This window comes from Apibacter sp. wkB309 (assembly GCF_002964915.1).
GTDB lineage: Bacteria > Bacteroidota > Bacteroidia > Flavobacteriales > Weeksellaceae > Apibacter.
The window spans coordinates 158,614-179,574 of sequence record NZ_PSZL01000001.1; the positions used below are offsets into that span (position 1 = coordinate 158,614).

General features: G+C 29.5%; 21 protein-coding genes. 4 read left to right on the forward strand and 17 right to left on the reverse strand.

From position 1 onward, the window contains the following. Window position 1 precedes the first annotated feature (1 nt). The 4 genes from kdsB to smpB form a co-directional block, all read right to left on the reverse strand. Window positions 2-751, reverse strand: coding sequence for a 3-deoxy-manno-octulosonate cytidylyltransferase (gene kdsB / locus C4S75_RS00595; protein ID WP_105296377.1), 750 nt, complete (start codon window positions 749-751; stop codon window positions 2-4). 240 nt (window positions 752-991) lie between these two features. Continuing rightward, window positions 992-2,413: an OmpA family protein gene (locus C4S75_RS00600; RefSeq protein WP_105296378.1), complete on the reverse strand. Its 1,422-nt coding sequence runs from the start codon at window positions 2,411-2,413 to the stop codon at window positions 992-994. A 105-nt stretch (window positions 2,414-2,518) separates the two neighbouring features. Beyond that, complete coding sequence (locus C4S75_RS00605; RefSeq protein WP_105296379.1) at window positions 2,519-3,928, reverse strand: OmpA family protein; 1,410 nt, start codon at window positions 3,926-3,928, stop codon at window positions 2,519-2,521. Between the two features lie 63 nt (window positions 3,929-3,991). Beyond that, the gene (gene smpB / locus C4S75_RS00610; RefSeq protein ID WP_105296380.1) at window positions 3,992-4,450 is read right to left on the reverse strand and encodes an SsrA-binding protein SmpB; all 459 of its coding nucleotides are present in this window, start codon (window positions 4,448-4,450) and stop codon (window positions 3,992-3,994) included. 45 nt (window positions 4,451-4,495) lie between these two features. Here smpB and C4S75_RS00615 point away from each other — a divergent pair, with 45 nt between their 5' ends. Continuing rightward, a complete protein-coding gene (locus tag C4S75_RS00615; protein WP_105296381.1) occupies window positions 4,496-6,118 on the forward strand; it encodes an ABC-F family ATP-binding cassette domain-containing protein in 1,623 nt (540 codons plus the stop codon). 165 nt (window positions 6,119-6,283) lie between these two features. Here the strand turns inward: C4S75_RS00615 and C4S75_RS00620 are convergent, their stop codons facing one another. From C4S75_RS00620 to C4S75_RS00640, 5 genes are all read right to left on the reverse strand, one after another. Continuing rightward, on the reverse strand, window positions 6,284-6,925 hold the full coding sequence (locus C4S75_RS00620; RefSeq protein WP_105296382.1) for a C40 family peptidase: 642 nt from the start codon (window positions 6,923-6,925) through the stop codon (window positions 6,284-6,286). Window positions 6,926-7,039: 114 nt separating this feature from the next. Continuing rightward, on the reverse strand, window positions 7,040-7,522 hold the full coding sequence (gene rnhA, locus C4S75_RS00625) for a ribonuclease HI (protein WP_105296383.1): 483 nt from the start codon (window positions 7,520-7,522) through the stop codon (window positions 7,040-7,042). Window positions 7,523-7,528: 6 nt separating this feature from the next. Next, entirely contained in the window at window positions 7,529-8,233 is a 705-nt protein-coding gene (locus C4S75_RS00630) for an HAD family hydrolase (protein WP_105296384.1), read from the reverse strand. Between the two features lie 10 nt (window positions 8,234-8,243). After that, window positions 8,244-9,167, reverse strand: a complete 924-nt coding sequence (gene menA, locus C4S75_RS00635; protein ID WP_105296385.1) for a 1,4-dihydroxy-2-naphthoate octaprenyltransferase — start codon at window positions 9,165-9,167, stop codon at window positions 8,244-8,246. A gap of 131 nt (window positions 9,168-9,298) precedes the next feature. Then, a complete protein-coding gene (locus C4S75_RS00640) occupies window positions 9,299-10,303 on the reverse strand; it encodes a lipoate--protein ligase (RefSeq protein ID WP_304529175.1) in 1,005 nt (334 codons plus the stop codon). Window positions 10,304-10,523: 220 nt separating this feature from the next. Between C4S75_RS00640 and tyrS the strand changes: the two genes are divergently transcribed. From tyrS to C4S75_RS00655, 3 genes are all read left to right on the forward strand, one after another. Further along, window positions 10,524-11,822, forward strand: coding sequence for a tyrosine--tRNA ligase (gene tyrS, locus C4S75_RS00645; RefSeq protein WP_105296387.1), 1,299 nt, complete (start codon window positions 10,524-10,526; stop codon window positions 11,820-11,822). 78 nt (window positions 11,823-11,900) lie between these two features. Continuing rightward, window positions 11,901-12,395, forward strand: coding sequence for a hypothetical protein (locus tag C4S75_RS00650; protein ID WP_105296388.1), 495 nt, complete (start codon window positions 11,901-11,903; stop codon window positions 12,393-12,395). Between the two features lie 15 nt (window positions 12,396-12,410). Continuing rightward, on the forward strand, window positions 12,411-12,836 hold the full coding sequence (locus C4S75_RS00655) for a DUF6646 family protein (RefSeq protein WP_105296389.1): 426 nt from the start codon (window positions 12,411-12,413) through the stop codon (window positions 12,834-12,836). A gap of 69 nt (window positions 12,837-12,905) precedes the next feature. On the opposite strand, the gene C4S75_RS00660 is transcribed toward C4S75_RS00655, so the two are convergent. From C4S75_RS00660 to C4S75_RS00695, 8 genes are all read right to left on the reverse strand, one after another. Next, a complete protein-coding gene (locus C4S75_RS00660) occupies window positions 12,906-13,496 on the reverse strand; it encodes an HAD-IB family hydrolase (RefSeq protein ID WP_105296390.1) in 591 nt (196 codons plus the stop codon). After that, window positions 13,486-14,952 (reverse strand): hypothetical protein, encoded by a 1,467-nt coding sequence (locus C4S75_RS00665; protein ID WP_146105534.1) that lies wholly within the window; start codon window positions 14,950-14,952, stop codon window positions 13,486-13,488. The genes C4S75_RS00660 and C4S75_RS00665 overlap by 11 nt, the downstream gene beginning before the upstream one ends. 232 nt (window positions 14,953-15,184) lie before the next feature. Continuing rightward, a complete protein-coding gene (locus tag C4S75_RS00670) occupies window positions 15,185-15,913 on the reverse strand; it encodes an SDR family NAD(P)-dependent oxidoreductase (RefSeq protein ID WP_105296392.1) in 729 nt (242 codons plus the stop codon). Continuing rightward, window positions 15,910-16,710: a hypothetical protein gene (locus tag C4S75_RS09995; RefSeq protein ID WP_146105535.1), complete on the reverse strand. Its 801-nt coding sequence runs from the start codon at window positions 16,708-16,710 to the stop codon at window positions 15,910-15,912. Before C4S75_RS09995 ends, C4S75_RS00670 begins: the two co-directional genes overlap by 4 nt. A gap of 593 nt (window positions 16,711-17,303) precedes the next feature. Next, window positions 17,304-18,629, reverse strand: a complete 1,326-nt coding sequence (locus tag C4S75_RS00680) for an FAD-binding oxidoreductase (RefSeq protein WP_105296394.1) — start codon at window positions 18,627-18,629, stop codon at window positions 17,304-17,306. Window positions 18,630-18,633: 4 nt separating this feature from the next. Continuing rightward, window positions 18,634-19,497, reverse strand: coding sequence for a decaprenyl-phosphate phosphoribosyltransferase (locus C4S75_RS00685; protein WP_105296395.1), 864 nt, complete (start codon window positions 19,495-19,497; stop codon window positions 18,634-18,636). A gap of 91 nt (window positions 19,498-19,588) precedes the next feature. After that, window positions 19,589-20,185 (reverse strand): ribonuclease HII, encoded by a 597-nt coding sequence (locus tag C4S75_RS00690; RefSeq protein ID WP_105296396.1) that lies wholly within the window; start codon window positions 20,183-20,185, stop codon window positions 19,589-19,591. Beyond that, window positions 20,186-20,956 (reverse strand): C40 family peptidase, encoded by a 771-nt coding sequence (locus C4S75_RS00695; RefSeq protein ID WP_105296597.1) that lies wholly within the window; start codon window positions 20,954-20,956, stop codon window positions 20,186-20,188. It abuts the gene before it with no gap. Window positions 20,957-20,961: the final 5 nt, after the last annotated feature.

The window sequence follows — 20,961 nt, forward strand, 5'->3', positions numbered from 1 at the left end:
TTTAATTTTTCTCGTTTATCTGTTTTTTTAATATTTCATTTGCTTTTTCCAAATCCTCCGGAGTGTCTATTTCAACTCCTACAAAATCAGTCTCTATTACTTTAATTTTCATGCCATATTCTAAATATCGTATGCACTCAACCTTTTCTGCTTGTTCGTTTTGTAACATCGGTAATTTTGCAAAATCTAGTAAGGCTTGTTTACGAAAAGCATATACGCCTACATGCTCATAGTAATCCGCCTGAAATGATTTTTCTCGAGGATATGGTATAACTGAACGCGAAAAATATAGTGCAAAGTCATTTTGGTCTTTAACTACTTTTACATAATTAGAATCTTCAATTAAATTCCAATCGTCCATTTTACGAATCAAGGTAGCAACATCTATTTTATTTTCTTGATCTTTCTTAAATACTTCAATTAGCCTTGCTAACGGTTCGGTTTTTACAAAAGGTTCATCTCCTTGTATGTTTATGATGATATCGCAGTCTAAATTTTCAACAGCTTCTGCAATTCGATCACTTCCTGTCTCATGTTCCTTTTTACTCATAATGGCTTTACCTCCGTTTCTGGTAATTTCATTATGAATGATTTCGGAATCAGTTACTACAAATACATCTGAAAAAAGATTGGTTTTGATTGCATTTTCATAGGTTGACCGAATGACTGTTTTTTCCCCTAACATACCCATCAGCTTTGCAGGGAAACGAGAGGCTGCATATCTTGCAGGAATAACTGCTATTATTTTCACGTTATTTATAATTTAATTACAAAGTTAACTAAAATAGATTTTGTTAACCGGTATTATCCCTATTAAAAAAACATTTTAAATGAGCTTATTTTTTATCTTTAAAATATCTTTAACAGCTATTATTTTTTTATAAATCATTTTAAATGTTTGTATAATTCTATAAAGCATTTATAAGTAATTAATAAAAAAAGTCATCCAAGATTTGGATGACTTTTTTATTATAAAAGTTTGTTTAGTAAATTATCTTCTTCTGTGACTAGGAGTTTTTACTTTAACTTCTTCTGTAATTGATACTTTTGAACCGGTTTGATCTAAGATCACAACTCTTCTGTTTTCTCTATCACAAGTTTCTTGATCCGGATAAAGAATATTTCCTTTATCGTCTTTCTTAGCATTGATATCATGTTGTTTACATAACAATTCTGATTTACCGAATCCTCTTGCTATCAATCTATCTTTGCTTACTCCATTTTTAACTAATTCGTTAACTACAGATTGTGCTCTTTGTTTTGATATTCTATTGTTTACGGCTACAGAACCTACTCTGTCGGTATGTCCGTCTACAAAGAATTTTTTACCATCAAAACTTCCGTCATTTAACATTTTTGCAGCATCGTTAACTAATGGTAAAGATTCTGCTGTTAATTTAGAGCTGTTAAATTCAAAGTTGATATTTTTTAATTTGAATGTAACGTCTTTAGTTTCCCAAGGACAACCATTATTATCAACTGGTCCTTTTACTGTTGGACAATTATCATCAATATCAGGGATACCGTCTCCATCTGTGTCAGGACATCCTTGGAATTGTGCTGGTCCTGCTGCATTCGGACATCTGTCTTGATCGTCCGGAATACCGTCTCCATCTGTATCAGGACATCCTTGGAATTGTGGTAATCCAGGTGTATCCGGACATCTGTCTTGATCATCTGGTATACCGTCTCCATCTCTATCGCTCGGTGCTACCGGAGGTGGTGGTAATGGTTGTTCTTTCTTAGCTCCAAATTTAAATATTAAAGATGCTGAGTGTTGAAAGAAGTCAGAATAATCTTTTGATTGATTAGTTACCCAGTTATATTGAGATTCTATGTTTAAACCAAAGTTTCTGGTAAACCAAAAGTTAATACCTACACCACCGTTTAACACAAACATATCATCTTTTCCTGTAAATTTACCTCCTAACTTATAATTTTTATCTGAGTTATAATCATCATCATAAGCGTCTAAGTGAGTAGATGGATCATCCTCAACAATTTTAATTCCTTTATAAGAATATTTGTGATAGTTGGCACCTACTCTCACATATGGGTCCAGCCATCTTAATGATTTTGACTCACTAAGTGGAGTAAATCTAAGACCTAAACCTGCTAAAACAAAAAATTCGTCTTTTATTTTTAATCTTTTGTTATCCATATCACTTATTGAAGCTTGTAAATCAACTGCAAAGTTTTTACCAATACTTCTTGCTACAGTTAATTTTGATAATGGAAAAGAAAAACTATAATCATCGGTATCAAAATATCCGTCAAAGATACCACGCACTGACGTATGGTCAGTAGCATGCATCCCTATCCCTACATACCACTTTTCTGTAGTATTTTGAGCTTTAGTTACAATGGCCATTATAACAGCTCCTATTGTAATCAATAATTTAAATTTTTTCATATTAATTTCTTACTACTATGATTTATTTTATTCTACTAAACAAATTCTATTCCAATATATAAAAAAACCATCCTAATAAGGATGGTTTTTTTATTTGTAGATCAATTATTTCTTAATTTTCACTTCTTTAGTTACGGAAACTTTATCTCCTGCTTGATCTAAAACTACCACTCTTCTATTAGATCTGTCACAAGATTCTTGGTCAGGATATAGTATATTTCCTTCTTCGTCTTTTTTAGTATTGATATCTGCTTGTTTACATAATAATTCTGTTTTTCCAAAGCCTCTAGCTATCAATCTATCTTTTTCTACACCTTCATTAACTAATTCGTTAACTACGGATTGTGCTCTTTGTTTTGATATTCTATTGTTTACGGCTACAGATCCTACTCTGTCGGTATGTCCGTCTACAAAGAATTTTTTACCATCAAAACTTTCATCTTTTAATAATTTAGCTGCATCTTTTACTAATGGTAAAGATTCTGCTGTTAATTTAGAACTGTTAAATTCAAAGTTGATATTTTTTAATCTGAAAGTAACGTCTTTCGTTTCCCAAGGACAACCGTTGTTTTCAATTGGTCCTTTTACGGTTGGACAACCATCGTCTACGTCAGGAATACCGTCGCCGTCTGTATCAGGACATCCTTGGAATTGTGCAGGTCCTGCTGCATTCGGACATCTGTCTTGATCGTCCGGAATACCGTCTCCATCTGTATCAGGACATCCTTGGAATTGTGGTAATCCAGGTGTATCCGGACATCTGTCTTGATCGTCTGGAATACCGTCCCCATCTCTATCACTTGGTGCTTCAACAGGTGGAGGCGGCGGAAGTGGCTCTTCTTTTTTCGCTCCAAATTTGAATATGATTGAAGCTGAATGTTGGAAGAAATCTGAATAATCTTTTGACTGATTAGTTACCCAGTTATATTGTGATTCAATGTTTAAACCAAAGTTTTTTGTTAACCAAAAGTTAATACCAACACCTCCATTTAATACAAACATATCATCTTTTCCTGTAAATTTACCTCCAAGTTTATAATTTTTCTTAGGATTATAATCATCATCGTAAGCGTCTAAGTGAGTAGTTGGGTCGTTTTCAACGATTTTAATTCCTTTATAAGAATATTTGTGGTAATTTGCTCCTACTCTAACGTATGGATCTAACCATTTTAAAGATTTGGATTCACTTAATGGGGTATATCTAATACCTAATCCTGCTAAAACAAAGAATTCATCTTTAATTTTTAATCTCTTATTGTCTATTTCTCCAATTGAAGCTTGCAAGTCAACTGCAAAGTTTTTAGCTATGCTTCTAGCTACTGTTAATTTAGACAACGGTGGTACAATACTATAATCATCGGTATCAAAATATCCGTCAAAGATACCACGAACAGAAGTATAGTCTACCGCATGAGCTCCAATCCCGATATACCACTTATCCGAAATGTTTTGAGCAAATACAGTAGTTGCTAACGTTGTAGCCAATCCTGTAAGTAACAAATTGAACTTTTTCATATATAAAAATCTAATTTTTAGGTTGCAAAGTAACATTTTTATTATCTAACTCCCAAGAAAAAATTAATATTTCTTTACCATTCTGTTAATATTTCGTTTGGATTCTCTTTCTTTTATCGCTTCTCTTTTGTCATATAATTTTTTCCCTTTCGCAAGATATACTTGGATCTTCGCAATTCCTTTTTCATTGATATACAATTTTGTAGGAACAATCGTTAATCCTGTTTCTTTAGTTTTTCTTAACAGTTTGTTAATTTCCTTTTTATGTAATAACAGTTTTCTTTCCCTTTTTATTGTATGATTATAACGAGTTCCGTAATAATATTCGTCAATGGTCATATTTATTACATATAATTCGCCATTAATAATCTGACAAAAACTCTCTGCAATACTTGCTTTCCCTAATCTAATAGATTTTATCTCAGTACCATGTAAAACTATTCCTGCCTCATATTTATCCAATAATTCATAGTTAAATCTAGCTTTTCTATTCAGTATATTTACTTTATTTTCAAATTTCATAATCAAAGTTTTTCTTACTACTTTTGTACAAATTTATTAAAGTATATGCTTACAGTATCAAATTTATCTTTACAATTTGGAAAAAGAGTACTCTTTGATGAGGTTAATGTAAAATTTACGAAAGGAAACTGTTATGGAATTATTGGAGCTAATGGAGCAGGAAAATCTACATTTTTGAAAATTCTATCCGGCGATGTTGAACCGACTACAGGAAGTGTAAGCCTTGAAACAGATAAAAGGATGTCTGTATTGGAACAAAATCACTTTGCTTATGATGCATATCCTGTACTGGAAACGGTTATTAAAGGGAATCAGAAGCTTTTCCACATAAAGGAGGAAATGGATGCTTTATATGCCAAACCTGATTTTTCTGATGAAGATGGAGTTAAAGCGGGAGAACTAGGTATTATTTATGAAGAAATGGGGGGATGGAATGCTGAGTCTGACGCTGGAACTTTATTATCTAATCTTGGAATAAAAGACGATGCACATTATAAAATGATGTCTGAATTGGAAAATGCTGGCAAAGTAAGAGTATTACTTGCTCAAGCTTTATTCGGAAATCCTGATGTTCTTATTCTTGATGAGCCTACGAATGATTTAGACATTGAAACCATATCTTGGTTAGAAGATTTCTTGGCGGGATACGAAAATACTGTAATTGTTGTTTCGCACGACCGTCACTTTTTGGATGCAGTTTGTACTCATACCTGCGATTTAGATTTCGGAAAATTAAATTTATATACCGGTAACTATTCTTTTTGGTATGAGGCCAGTCAATTAGCTGCCCGTCAAAGAGCTCAACAAAACAAAAAGGCTGAGGAAAAAAAGAAAGAACTTCAAGAGTTTATTTCTAGGTTTAGTTCTAATGTTGCTAAAGCAAAACAGGCCACGGCTCGTAAAAAAATGATCGAAAAATTGAATATTGAAGATATCAAGCCGTCTTCAAGAAGATATCCGGCAATTATTTTTGAACAAGAACGTGAAGCCGGGGATCAAATATTGGACGTTAAAGGATTGGAAAAAACTAAAGATAGTGAATTGTTATTCAGCAATATTGACTTGAACCTAAAAAAGGGGGATAAAGTTGCCGTTCTTTCCAGAAATTCTTTGGCTATTACCGAATTTTTTCAAATATTATCCGGAGAGTCAGAACCTGATAAAGGGAGTTATTCTTGGGGTATAACTACTAAGCAAAGTTACCTTCCTTTAGATAATACTAAATATTTTCAATCGGACGATAACCTTGTAGATTGGCTTCGTCAGTATGTGAATACAGATGAGGAAAGACATGAAGAATATATCCGAGGATTTTTAGGTAAAATGCTATTTAGTGGTGATGAAGCTTTAAAATCTTGCAAAGTTCTTTCGGGAGGTGAAAAAATGCGTTGTATGTTTTCAAGAATGATGTTATTTAAAGCTAATGTTTTACTTCTTGATGAGCCTACCAACCATTTAGACTTGGAAAGTATTACGGCTCTTAACAACTCGTTAACAAATTTTAAGGGTACTATTTTACTTTCTTCTCATGACCATGAATTATTATCTACTGTTTGTAACAGAATCATTGAATTAACCCCTAAAGGTATCATTGACCGCTATATGAGCTATGATGAGTATTTATCTGACGCAAAAGTTAAAGAGCTTAAAGCGCAGTATTATAGCTAAGAAATTATTGGTCGAAATTTAAATCGTAAAGATTTTTATTTCATCAAAATGATAATACTATAAAACCTTTTAATCGTATTAAAGATTAAAAGGTTTTTTTATATAATAAACTTCGAATTATACGGCTGGCAAGCTTGTTATTCTAAACAATATTTTTACTTTAACTTAAAGTATCCTTTGTGCTTTTTTAAATTTATTTTTCCAATAAGTTTCTTCGAGAGAACTAATTATAACCCCTTTAGATGTTGAGGCATGTATGAATGTAATTTCGCCTGAACCGGATATGTTATAGACTATACCTACATGATTTATTGAGCTCCCCCCTGTATTAAAAAATAATAAATCACCTTCTTTTATTCGAGAGATACTTACATCTTTTCCTGCATTAGACATATCTATGGAACGTCTTGGTAACTTTACATCTATTCTTTGGTAAGCATTGCAAACTAAACCGGAACAATCTATGCCACTCAATGTGTTTCCTCCATATTTATAAGGTGTCCCTTTATATTTTTCTGCTTCTTTTAGAACCAAAATAACATCCGTAGATTTTATATTTTTATGAACTCCGTATTTTTTTGATTCTGAATTCGATTCTTTCTTTATCGGTTTGGAAATATGGGGTGATTTATGCGATGGTTTTGAGTTTGAAATATGTTTATTTGTTTTATTGGAATTATAAGTATATCTTTTCGAATGAGGATGTTTTGATTTTTTATATGAAGAAGTAGCCTCGTAAGATACACAAGATGTTATAAATGAAAATAACATCAATCCGAACACATAGATTACCATTTTACTTTTCATATATCTTATTTTTTAATAATCTTTGTGCTAATTTATAAAATTATGAACATTTTTTTAACACGTTATTTACTAATTTATTAACAAATTATTTTTCTAACGGTTTAGACTATTTAATTAAAAAATATTATTGTTGTCTGATATAAGATTTTCATACCCTATATCAATTGACAAATTTTCTCCTTTAGCTGCAGTAGTTGCCAACTGATCCGCCTTTTCATTGTAAAAATGCCCATGATGACCCTTTACCCAGTGGAAAGTTACTTTATGTTTTCTGTATATTTTAATAAATCGAATCCATAGATCAGGATTTTTAACTTTTTCAAATCTTTTTTTCTCCCAACCATAAATCCATTTATTATTAACGGCATCGACTACATATTTTGAATCAGAATATATTTCAACTTCTTGATCGGGTTTGTTAATTTTTTCCAAAGCAATAATCACGGCCAATAATTCCATTCTATTATTTGTAGTTAAGCGAAATCCTTCTGAAAAGTTTTTTTCATATGAAGTTCCTTTCAGCTTCATTATTATGCCATACCCTCCTTTTCCCGGATTTCCAGAAGAAGCTCCGTCTGTATAAACTTCTATCATAATATCTATTTAAAAGATATTTTTTAACTCTAACAAATTTTCAATTATGGGAATCTCTGCACTTTTATGATGCTCTTCTTTTTTGTAATTAAAATAGACCGGAAACATCCCTATTCTTTGAGAACCTAATACATCTGCTTCCCAATCATCTCCGATAAACGCGGATTCATTCTCTAATGCATGGGCTTTTTTAAGGCCTAATTCAAATACTTCTTTAGCAGGCTTTCTTTTATTTATTTCTTCTCCGCTGGTTAGGGTGGTTATATAATCTTTAATACAAGTTTTTTGAACTTTTTGTTCGGTTTGTTGTATAAAGCCATTGGAAACAACATGTAATTGGTAACCATTTGTTTTTAGATATTTCAAAATTTCCTCTGCATACTCAATTAAATTATTGTTTTCCATGATCTGAGTTAAAAAATTGGCATTAAAATAATCCCAAATTTCAGGATCATTTATACGAAATTCCAAAAACGTATCCTTGAATCTTTTTTCCAATATATCTGCTTTGCTTACCTTATCTTGCCTATATAAGGACCAAAGATTTTCATTCCTGTTGTAATAACTTGTATAAAAATCTGAAAATTGTAATTGATATCTTTCTTCAATTTTTAAATTTTCATAAATATTTTTAAGAGTTAACTTTGAATTTTTATCTGTATCCCAAAGCGTATTATCAAGATCAAAGAATATGTGTTTTATGTTATTTTTCATGTATAGTTTTTTAAAGGCTTAATCCCATTCCAAAGAAAACGGAAAAACATAAGGCTAACAATGCTGTAGGTTTTAAGTATAAATCTAAATCTTTGGGGTTTTGGGTGTAAAGAATTTTTCTGCGTACTATAGTATTCGGAATAAATAGTATAAAGAATAAAAATGGTTTTAATGATGACCAACTATCTAATTTTATAACAAATTCTTTCTGATGTATTAACAGGAAAATGAGACAAAGAATAAAAGGAAGATTCATTAGTACCATTTGATAATACTTTGCATTTTGAAATCCTAATCGTAATGCCAGCGTTTTTTTATGGCTGATTCTATCCGATTCAATGTCTCTCATATTATTTAGATTCAAAACAGCTACACTAAATAAACCAATTGCAGAGGCGGGAAGCAAATTATCCCAAGTAAAAGACTTTGTATAAAGAAATTCACTTCCTAAAACAGAAACCCATCCAAAAAAAATGAAAACAAAAAAATCCCCTAATCCCATATATCCGTAGGGCTTTTTTCCCATAGTATAAAATATAGCCGCCAATACACAAGCAATTCCCAAACCAATGAATATAAAAAATTCACTTTTATAATTGGGGATAAAAGCACACCAAAGCAGAACTATTGAAGAAAGTAGGGATAGAAATACAGTAATTAAAATTGCACGAAACATGGATTGTTGCGTAATAGCTCCCGATTGAATAGCACGAACCGGACCAACTCGTAACTCATTATCGGTTCCTTTGGTTCCATCTCCATAATCATTGGCAAAATTGGACAATATTTGAAATAATATGGTTGTAAGACAAGAAAGTCCAAAAATAATTCCATCAAAATTCCCTTTCCATTTGGCAAGTAATCCTCCTAAAATGATTCCACTTAATGAAAGCGGTAACGTTCTTAATCTAGCGGCCTCAATCCAATTTTTCATCTGTTTTTCTTCTATTTTTTAACTTTTTACAAAAATACACTAATTATATGATAGATTTAACGCATCTTGAATTGGATAATAATTGCGTCAAAACATACAGAATTATACCTTTCTTTAAGATCCCCGATTTATCAATATATTAAGGTAAGAAATTCATCAAGTGTGATTTTCCCAAAATATGTTGATAGATCAATATCTTTTAATAAATCGGCAACGGAAGCTTTTGTGTATTTTTTTCCTAATAATCTGTTCTCTATATCTTCAAGGTCTCCCACTCCGAAAAAATCTCCGTATATTTTAATTGCAGTAATGTTTCCTTCTTCTACATTTAATTTTAAATCAATGGAACCTATTGGAAACCGTTGACTTCTTTCCATATAAAATTTGGGAGAACGTCCGTAATTCCAATCCCAATTTGAATACCTTTGATGTGAAATTTTATTTATTTGTTCCCAATCTGTTTCCGTCAATTCATATTTATTGACATCTTCTGTTTTATCTACATTAAAAATTGAAAGTAGTAATTTATCTCTAAATTCTTCTATGGTTAAATCTGTTGTGACAAAATCAGATATATTGGCTACTCTGCTTCGGATTGATTTAATTCCTTTCGATTCAATTTTATCTTTTCTTACCTTTAAAGAGTTAACAACTTCATCCATGTTGCTGTTGAATAATAGTGTTCCATGGGTAAACATTCTTTTGTTAGTGGCAAATTGAGCATTTCCGCTTATTTTTTTTCCTTCCACTACTATGTCATTCCTTCCCTTAATTTCCGCATTGACTCCCATTTGCTTCAACGCTTCTAGTACCGGATGTAAATATTTTTGATAATTTGAAAAACTATTACCATCATTTTTGGTAATAAAACTAAAATTTAAATTACCTCTATCGTGATACACAGCTCCTCCTCCCGATAACCTCCTAACTACTTTTATGTTTTTTTCTTCTACATATTCAGTATTGATTTCTTCTATAGTGTTTTGGTGTTTTCCTATGATTATGGAAGGATCATTTATATAGAAAAGAAGATATGAATCTTCCTCAATTGGCAAGTTCATTACAAGATACTCTTCAATAGCTAAATTAATTTCGGGATTGTAATTGTTTTTATTATCTACAAATAACATTCTCATTTTTTTTTGGATCAAAAATACAATAAATAGTTTTTACGCCTTCTTTGCTGAATATACAGCGGCTCATAGGTATTCATTATAAGTAAACCAATGTGATATTAAATATTATAATATATATTTAATTTGTTTAGTTAAAACCGTAAAAAAAGTATAATTTATGCTTATAAATGGAACATATTCATCGAAAAATTATAAATTTGCCTGTTGAAAAATCTAACATATGAATTCTTTTATTGAAGAGTTAACTTGGAGGGGATTAATTCATAATATAATCCCGGGAACAGAAGAACAATTAAATAAGGAAATGACGCTGGGTTATATTGGTTTTGATCCGACTGCAGATTCTCTTCATGTAGGAAGCCTGGTGCCTATCTTACTTTTAGTTCATTTTCAAAGACATGGTCATAAGCCTGTTGCTTTAGTGGGTGGTTCCACAGGTATGATCGGTGATCCATCCGGAAAAAGCACAGAGCGCAATTTACTGGATAGTGAAACTTTACAAAAGCACATTTTAGGAATAAAATCTCAATTAGAACGATTTTTAGACTTTGACAGTAACAAGTCAAATGCTGCCATATTGGTTAATAATTATGACTGGATGAAGGATGTTACCTTTTTAGACTTTGCCCGTGATATTGGAAAGCACATAACTGTTAATTATATGATGGCTAAAGATTCCGTCAAAAAAAGATTAAACGGTGAATATCAAGAGGGTATGTCTTTTACAGAATTTACATATCAACTTTTACAAGGTTTTGATTTTTATCATTTATACAAAGAAAAAGGGGTTAAACTTCAAATGGGTGGTTCTGACCAATGGGGAAATTTGACTACAGGAACGGAACTTATTAGAAAAAAAATCGGTGAAGAAGCTTTTGCTTTAACTTGTCCACTAACTACAAAGGCTAATGGTACTAAATTCGGTAAAAGTGAAGGAGGTGAAAATGTTTGGTTAGATGTAAATAGAACTTCCGTTTTTAAATTTTATCAATTCTGGTTAAATATTACAGATATTGATGCTGAAAAATATATAAAAATATATACATTCCTCTCCAAGGATGAAATTGAATCATTAATTAGAAATCATAATGAAAATCCATCCCTTAGGATTTTACAAAAAAAATTAGCTGAAGATGTTACCCGTTGGGTTCATGGTAAGGTAGAAACGAATAAGGCCATTAAAGCTTCCTCTATTTTGTTTGGGAAATCAACTAAGGAAGATTTCCTATCTTTAGATGAAACTACTTTTTTATCTTTATTTGAAGGGGTTCCGCAAAAAGAAGTTTCTTTAAATATTCTTAAAAACGGAATTTCAATTCTTGATGCATTATCAGAAATAAGCGGTTTTTTATCTTCAAAAAATGAAGCTAAAAGAGCTCTAAAGGAAAAATCAATTTCTGTTAATCAAGAAAAAGTTAGCGATGATTTTATTATTAATGAATCAAATTTAATTCAAGGAAAATACGTTTTACTTCAACGAGGAAAAAAATCATATTTTATCCTTAAAGGAATTGAATAAAATAGTTTTTATTTTAAGTAAATAAATTTTATAAAATAACACAATATATATTTTTGCAACACGTTATATAACAAATAGATGAAAGGGCTTATTAAGTTTTATCATCCTGATGAAACCTTAGTGTATCACATCAGGAAATGTTTTTGTAAGGTTGTTTTTCTTAACATGAAAAATACATTAGTAGTTGAAATAGAATCAGATGATGATTTAGACCATGTAGAGGAAGACTCATATCAAAATGAATACCCGCAAGTGTCTTTTTCCATTGAAGACTTCGAGATTCCAGTAAAAACTATACAGCAACTTTGCGGAAAATCATTTCAAATACCTTCATATGAAGAAAAAGAAAATGAAAACGGAGAAGTAGAAGAATTATACTATACAAATCTGAATATAAATGATGAAGAAGATTTGGAAACTGACAATAATGAATTGAAATTCGGTAAAGATGAACAGGGTAATTTAAAACTTATATGGCAAGGCTATTGTGAAGATTTTATTACTCAAGAAGAACCCTTACGATTTAAAGTATCTTGCTCATTTATTAACGATATCTTAGAAATAGACGAATAACCTGAACCATACATAATGAAAAAATTAATAGTACTTTTTTATTTTTTAGGGCTGATTTCCTTTTCCCATGCTCAGAGTTTTAGAGGTATTGGAGACCAAAAAGTACAGTTAGGAATTAATGCGTTCGGATATGGAACCGGAATTACTGCTACTTATGATTACGGAATAATGGATTGGCTTTCCATTGGTGGGGGTACCGATTTTTATTGGAGTGCCGATGATGATAATTTTTTTATTTATGGACGGGCTAATTTTCATTTAAATGACCTCTTAGACCTTCCTCATGCTATGGACTTATATCCCGGAATAAATATAGGAGGAAGAAATGACGGTTTTGGTATAGGTGTACATATTGGGTATCGTTATTTCTTCGATGATAAATTTGGTGCATTTGCAGAGCTAGGCAGCCATGGTTCTATTGGAGTTACTATAAACTTATAAAAATATTCGGCATATCGGATTAAATCAGGAATTGTACTAATAGATTTTTTTTCTGAACTTTCTACATTTTTATTCAAAATGACGATAAAAAGGATCTGTCGCAAGTTCTAACATATTTTTATCTCCTTTACTATCTCCAAATGCGTATATTTTGGAATAATGGGCTAATTGTATTTCACTAATTATTCTAACTACTTTCTGTTTATAATTACAATTAGGTGTAGCAAATTTACCGGTAAAAACTCCATCAATATATTCTGCTTCTGTAGCAATCAAACGTAATCCTAAATATTTTGCGAAAGGCTTAACCCATAGATCTAAGGAAGCTGTGACGATATATTTATTGGGTTCTCTTGATAACGCTCGTATGTATTCCAATGCCTTGGGCCTGATAATAGTATTTCTCCTACTTTCAAAATAATATTGAGCTAATTCTTCTAATTCTGAACGTGTTTTACCTTTTAAAAATTGAGAGATAAATTTTTGCTTAATTTTTCCTGCATCGAATATTTTAAATCTTACCAATATAAATAAAGGAATAAATTTAATAAAGACTTTTTTGTATTTATGAGGAAAAGAAAAATGTAAAAAATCAAATAAAGTATCTTTGTTTGTTAACGTTCCATCAAAGTCAAATATATATAAACAATTATTCTCCATCTTTTTTAATAAAATAATATTTTTGAAATAAATAATAATTCTTTTTATCTTTTTCGTAATCTTTTATCGAAACAACTTGAGCATTTACCCCATATTCTTTAAAATAGAATTCTTCACTATCATAATCAACTTTTATTTTAATAGTTTTATCGCCAAAACACTTTTTTAACATAGACAGACATTTTCTTTTTTCATAACTATTATATATTGTTTTACTATAGTTATATCCTCCTATAATGAAAATCTTAATTGCAACTAAAACTAAACCAATTTGGCTCACAACTTTTAATGTTGTATTTCCGAAATAATAAGATATAAAAAAAATAAAGATCGGAAAAATCCATAATTGTGGTATAAAACGAGCCCACCATGCCCCTTGTATATAGGGTAGGATGCTAGTACAAATAAACATCACAAAGAATAACATTAAATTTCTTTGATCTTTTTTTAGATAAAAGCATAATGCTATAAATAAAACAATTGCTAGTATAAAAATTCCACTAAACCAGAAACCGAATCCTGAAATTCTAGCACAAGCTATTGATGAATATTTAATCTCATAAAATTTAAAGGTAAATGGTATTTTAAATTCTTCGATATTTTCATTTATAGTACCATTTGACCAAGAATGTGGTGCATGGTTTACTCTATAAAATAGAGATTTAGAAGCAGCTATAATTGATAAATCATTTTTTAATGATGGCGGCCTTTGATGCTCAATAATATCAATTTTATTTTTTCCAACAACAGGATATATGGGATTTCCTTTTTTAAGTAAATTTTGCCCAAAAGGATACCAGGAAACAATTCCTATTGTTATACCTAAAAGTATTAATAATTTTAAATTATATATAATTTCTTTAATCCTTTCTTTATTTAATAAGTAAATAAAGTAAAAAAAGAACAATAAAAATACTAATACAAAGGATGTCAACTTAATATTAACAAATAAAACAACGATCATTAATAATAATAAGTCTAAATAAGGACATCTCTCATTAAAGGATTTTAAGAGTAATAGTGACAAACTTATTAATAATGATAAATAAATTATTCCATCTACGTAAAAGGTAAATAGTTGATTAATTACAATAGGATTAGCATTTAAAAACAAAGTAAATGCTACTGAAAATATTTTTTTATTAAATATTTTCTTGATACTAAGATATGTAAAACATAAAGATGATAATAAAAATAAAAAATTGATAACCTTGGAAGATTCAATATTACGAGTTAAACAGAAAACAGAATATTGCGAAAATTCTATTCCTTTTACATAATGATTATATACATATTGAAAAGGAATATCTTTTGTCATCTCTTCGTATATAGGATTCCATTTTTTACTAATTTCCAAGATAATGCCTTTATGATATAACATGCCATCCTGACTAAAATCAATGATAAAGCTATTAATGACTATAGTAATTATTACAAAAGCAGTAAAATAAAACATAGTTCCATTTACCTTGCTTGTTGGAAATTTAAATAATGCTAAAAAATAGGACAGAATTATAGCTAAAGGAAAAACAAATAAGTTAAATTCTATCTTGAGATTTAAACATAAATTTATAAGTAAAAAATTAAAAAATAAGGTTGATATACATAAAAAGGCAATTAAATATATATCAATTTCTTTTAAGGAAAAATATGATAAAATTTTTTTCATTAATTTAAATGATCATAAATTACATTTTTAATTTTTTAAATATAAATTCAGGAATATTCCTTACAATTAGCATTATATATCTCCAGATGCCCGTAATATAAATTTTATTTTTTTTCTTCTTATATGCTTTATAAATAATGTCTGCGGCTTTTTCCGGTGAAGCGGTTAGAAGTTTAGGTAATGCCATTCCCAAAGTCATCTTGGTATCCATAAATCCGGGAAGAACGGTCATAACATGAACATTTTTATGATAAAGATAATTACGCAAACCGTCTAAATAAATCATAAATCCGGCTTTAGAACTTCCGTAAATAAAATTACTTTGCCTACCCCGTAGTCCGGCAACAGATGATAATCCGATGATAGTTCCTGATTTTTTATTTTCAAATTTTTGAGCAAAATAATTTACTAATGGTACAAGTTTAGAATAATTTATTTCAATAATCCTTTGTGTATTATTTTCATCATATAATCTCTCTTCTGTATTTTTTCCTAAAAAACCTGTTGCACAAAATAATAAATCCGAATCTATAGAATCAAATACGGAATAATCAACATCTTTAGTTAGATCGAAATTTATAATTTCGGAATCTTGTTTAAACTTAATTAAAATATGCTTTGATAATCGTTGAGTTTCTTCCGGATTTGACGTTATTAAATATATTTTGGGATATCTGTTTATATTTTCAGATAATAATTTATTAATAAATGCTTGAGAGATATCTGAAGTTGCTCCTAGAACTATCATTTTATTTCAGAATTGTATAATATTAAACTTTTATTTGTAATTGAATTGTCTTTTTGAATGGTTTGGATATCAGGATTAATTGATCTTACAATATTAGAATTTATATAACCTGATTGTAAATAAGGATGAAAGTATTCAAATTTTTTATTAAGTAATGGAATTTTATATATGGAAACATGATCGTTACCCGTATCGTTTAAAAAATATTTTAGATTTTTTCTTTCTTTTAAAATTTTAATCACTTTTGATCTATAAGAAAGGTAATTTACAGGCGATTTAAGTTGATATATTATATTTATTGCTAACGATAAAATGCTTAACATAAAAATATAATGCAATTTGTTGGGATAAGTTTTAAAAAATAATATTAAAAATGAAAAACAAAAACAGAAAGATGCCGGGGCCAACATTCTTGTGTTTAATGATTCTATTCCTTGTGTAAATTCTGAAATAAACATTAAAATGAGATATATACATCCTATAGTCAGTAATAATTGATGAAATGTGGTAACTTTACCTTTAAAAGGCATTCGATAAAACCATATATAGGATAGTAGGAAGAATAAATCTATTAACAATATACCTATCATTAAAAAAATTATTACCGACGTCGGTTCCAGTATTTTAATTGAAAATATAGGATTAACAACATTTAGTACACCTAACAAATTATCTAATGTATGTTTCCATAGATTATCTAATGAGGGAGCTGATCTTATATGCTCACCAAAAAAACTTCCAAATTCCAGGTAATTATAGATTAAATATATACCGATTCCTAAAGATGAAAATAACAAATAATAAAAATAATTTTTATAAATAAGTTTATCGAAGAGCTTATATTTAATTGTATAACATATAAAGTATATTGTTATTGCTATAAAAATATATAAGCCTGTATATCGTACTAAAGTTAAAAATACATTTAAGATAACTGCCGGATAAATAATTTTAAATTTTAACTTGTTTTCTGTCAAAAATTTATTTAAATAAAAGATTAAAATATAAAAAAATGTTAAGAAAATACTTTCAGAAATAGAAAGAATATAGAGAGAAATAATAAATTTAAAAGTAACCAGTAAAGCCGTCTCCTTAAAATAAAATTTTTTAAAATATGAGAAGCTAATTATAACAGCAAAACTTAGGCAACTAATAATTCGAGAACTAAAATAAAACTCATTTGTAATAAAATATCCAATTCTTAAAACTATTGGATATCCGATAGGAAACAAATTACTTTTACCATTGGGTATATCTTTTGCAATCTTAAAATAAGATATTGAATCAGGTGCAATACCCCCAAACGGCAAAAACAAAGGTAATAAAGCAATGCTTAATAATGTAATTATGATGAGAATCCAATATTTAACTTTCTTATAATCCACCATTATCAAGATAAATAATTGGTAATTCTTTTTCTTTGTAAGGAATCAAATTTACCTGTTTCTGGAACTTTGACATAGTCTATAAGTGATTTTTTGGACATGGAATCTTTGGCTAAATAAATCCTTCCCCCATAATGTTCCACTATTTCATCTAATTCCTTAACTAAAAATGGTAATTTTTTATTGATTTTAAAATCCAATGCTAAACTGTATCCGTCAATAGGAAACGAATTATGAGCATTTATATTTCCTTTTTTATATAATTTTAAAACTGCAAGGAATGAACCTTGGCCACTTTTTGCTATGGTTTTTAAAATCTCCGTCATTCCCTCTTTACCAACTTTTTTAGGTATTATAAATTGATATTGAATAAATCCATTTTTACCATAAATTCTGTTCCAATTGTTTATCGCATCTAAAGGGTAGAAAAATGTATCATAGTCTACTACATTACTTATGATTTTTTTTCTTTGTTTCAAATAATATAAAAAATTAAAAGCCTTAACAGACCATGTATTCAATACAAATGACGGAAAATCAAAAGGAACATTTAATTTTAATTTTTTCTTAGTTTGTAATGGATTTTCTTTCCATTGAGTGGGTAATTCAGACAATTTTGCATGTTCACCCACCATTAATATTGATCTCCCCATTTGGTTGCCTTTTTGTAGGCAATCAATCCAAGCTACACTATATGTCCAGTTTTCACTTTCCTCGAAAAATTTAAAAATTTCCTCAAGGTTTTCAGCTTTTAGAACTTTTTGTTTAATATAAGCTGTCTGTATTCTTTTTAAGGTAAATTTAGCAGAAATAATGATACCGGTTAATCCCATACCTCCAATGGTATTCCAAAATAAATCGGAATTTTCCTCACGGGAGCATTTTTTTATTTCTCCATCTTGGGTGATTATTTTGAAATCAATTAAATAATCCCCAAAACAACCTTCTGAATGATTATTTTTTCCATGAACATCAGATCCTATAGCTCCTCCAACTGTAATTAATTTAGTACCCGGTGTTACAGGTAAAAAATAACCTTCCGGAACAATTACATCAAGAATATCAGACAAAATAACTCCGGATTCACATTCAAAAATACCATTTTCTCTATCAAAGGATAAAAATTTATTTAATCGCAGAGTAGATAAAATATGATCGCTGTTTAACGAATTATCACCATAGGACCTTCCGTTTCCCCTTGCAATAATTGAAGTACTATTTTTTATTATTTTTATTATTTCTTTTACGTCAGATGTTATATGAAAATTAGTTTTAACTACCGGATATTTCCCCCAATTAGTTATATTTATTTTATTTTCAATTTTACTCATCTTTTTAATTTAAATATTTTAGTATAAAAATCATCACGATCCAAATTGCTAAATCTATTTGAAGAAATAAATCTCTGTAAAGCACCTTGGTAGGTGATTCTGTTTTATTATATACAAAAGTTAATTGTAAATATCTTAGAATACCAATAACAGCAAATAAAGAAGTATATATAATATAATAATGGAAGTTCGTTTTTATTACAGGGTCTAAGGTATACATAATATAACAAACGACAAAACAGGTAGAAACCATCGTAATTGCAATATCTATAAATTGTAGATTATATCCGTCTAATGCTTTTCTAGTTTCGCCTGTTAATTGAACGTTTATTAATTCTCCCCTTCTTTTCCCTAAAGCCATAACTAATGCTAAAAAAAAGGTAACTAATATTGCCCACACGGATATGGGTAAATTTGTTGCAAATCCCCCCATATAAATTCTTAGTAAAAACCCTAAAGAAATAATTACTACGTCTACAATAGCAATTTGCTTTAATTTAAAGCTATAAGCTAAATTCATTATAAAGTAAACAGAAATTATTAAAATTACCCCCCAAGAATGAGTAAAATAACCAAAAAAATAGGATGCAATGACTAGAAATAGAAATACTATAATTGCATGATTAATTGGTATCTTGCCGGCTGCTAAAGGTCTATTTTTTTTTTCAGGATGCATCCTATCTTTTTCGATATCTGTATAATCATTAATTATATAAATAGAACTTGCTATAAATGAAAACGAAAAAAAGGCGATTATTGAATTTAACAATAAATTCATATCTAATATTTTACCTGCAAAAAATATAGGAAGAAATACAAAAACATTTTTTAGCCATTGCTTGACCCTTATTAATCTTAAATAACCCACTTTTATTTTATCCCATTGATTTTATAAGTCGTAAAGATATAACATTTATGTTAATTATATATTCACAGGAATTAGCTAATAATTTTCTAATTCAGAAATTTAAGGATAATTGATCGTCTAACAGTTTAAAAGTCTTTCTATGAAGATAAGTAATTCCATAATTTTTTATTGCTTGTCTATGAGCAGTCGTTGGGTATCCCTTGTTCTTTTTCCATAAATAATCAGGAAATTCTTCATGGAATTTATCCATTAAAAAATCTCTGTGATTTTTAGCCAAGATAGATGCAGCAGCTATATTCATATAATTAGCATCACCCTTTATCGCACAAAAATGCGGTATTTCTTTATATTTATGGAACCTATTTCCATCAATTAATAAAAATTCCGGTTGAACTTTTAATTTATCTACAGCTAAATGCATAGCTAAAAAGCTGGCATTTAAAATATTAATTTCATCAATTTTTTGTGGGGAAACTTCTGCAATTGCATAATCAATTGCATTTTGTCTAATAATACTATCTAATTCTTTTCTTTTCCTTTCACTTAGCTGTTTGGAATCATTGATTTCTTCATTAAAAAAGTCTTCAGGAAGCACGATTGCTGCTGCAACTACAGGACCGGCCAAACAGCCCCTCCCTACTTCATCCAGTGCAACTTCAAATTTATATTTTGAATATTTTAATTTCATTTAGAATATTCTTCTGATAAAACGCAACTGATGCGTATATTTATTAAGATCTGAATTAAAAATTCCTGTATAATCTAAATTGTCAATGCGCACTTTTCCGTGGGCATGTAGAATTTTCTGATCAGGAAGTATAAACCCCACGTGTATAATTTTTCCATCCTGATTTTCAAAAAAAGCAAGATCTCCCGGTTCTGCTTCTTCTATAAAACTTAATACTTGCCCTTCTAATGCTTGTTGACCGGCATCTCTAGGTAATTTATACCCGGCTAATTTATAAACCATTTGAACCAAGCCACTGCAATCAATACCATAGGTTGTTTTCCCACCCCACAAATAGGGAGTATTTATGTATTTAAAAGCCAATTCTAAAATTTGATCTTTTTTTTGTTTTCCTTTTAACAAAGTTTCATCAATAAAAAAATGTTTATCGGGAGCTAATTTAAAAACGCTATTTTCAATAGCACCGTGAACCTCTGCACCAATAGTAACCGGAAAAGGTTGATTATTTAAAATTAATAGGCTGAAAGGCTCTGATATATATGAATGATCTTGAGAAAAATTAGCAAATTCTATCTCACTGAGAATGGAAACCTGTTTATAATCTACCCATCCTTCATAGCCATCAAAATAGATTTTAATTTTAACCCATTGTTGTTTCACTTCTAAAATCTCACATAGCTCACCAAACAACAATTGAGTAACCATTTCTGAAGAATCAGACGGTTCTTTTCGTACTGGGGCAACACTTACCTGACAAATAGATTTACTCATAAATG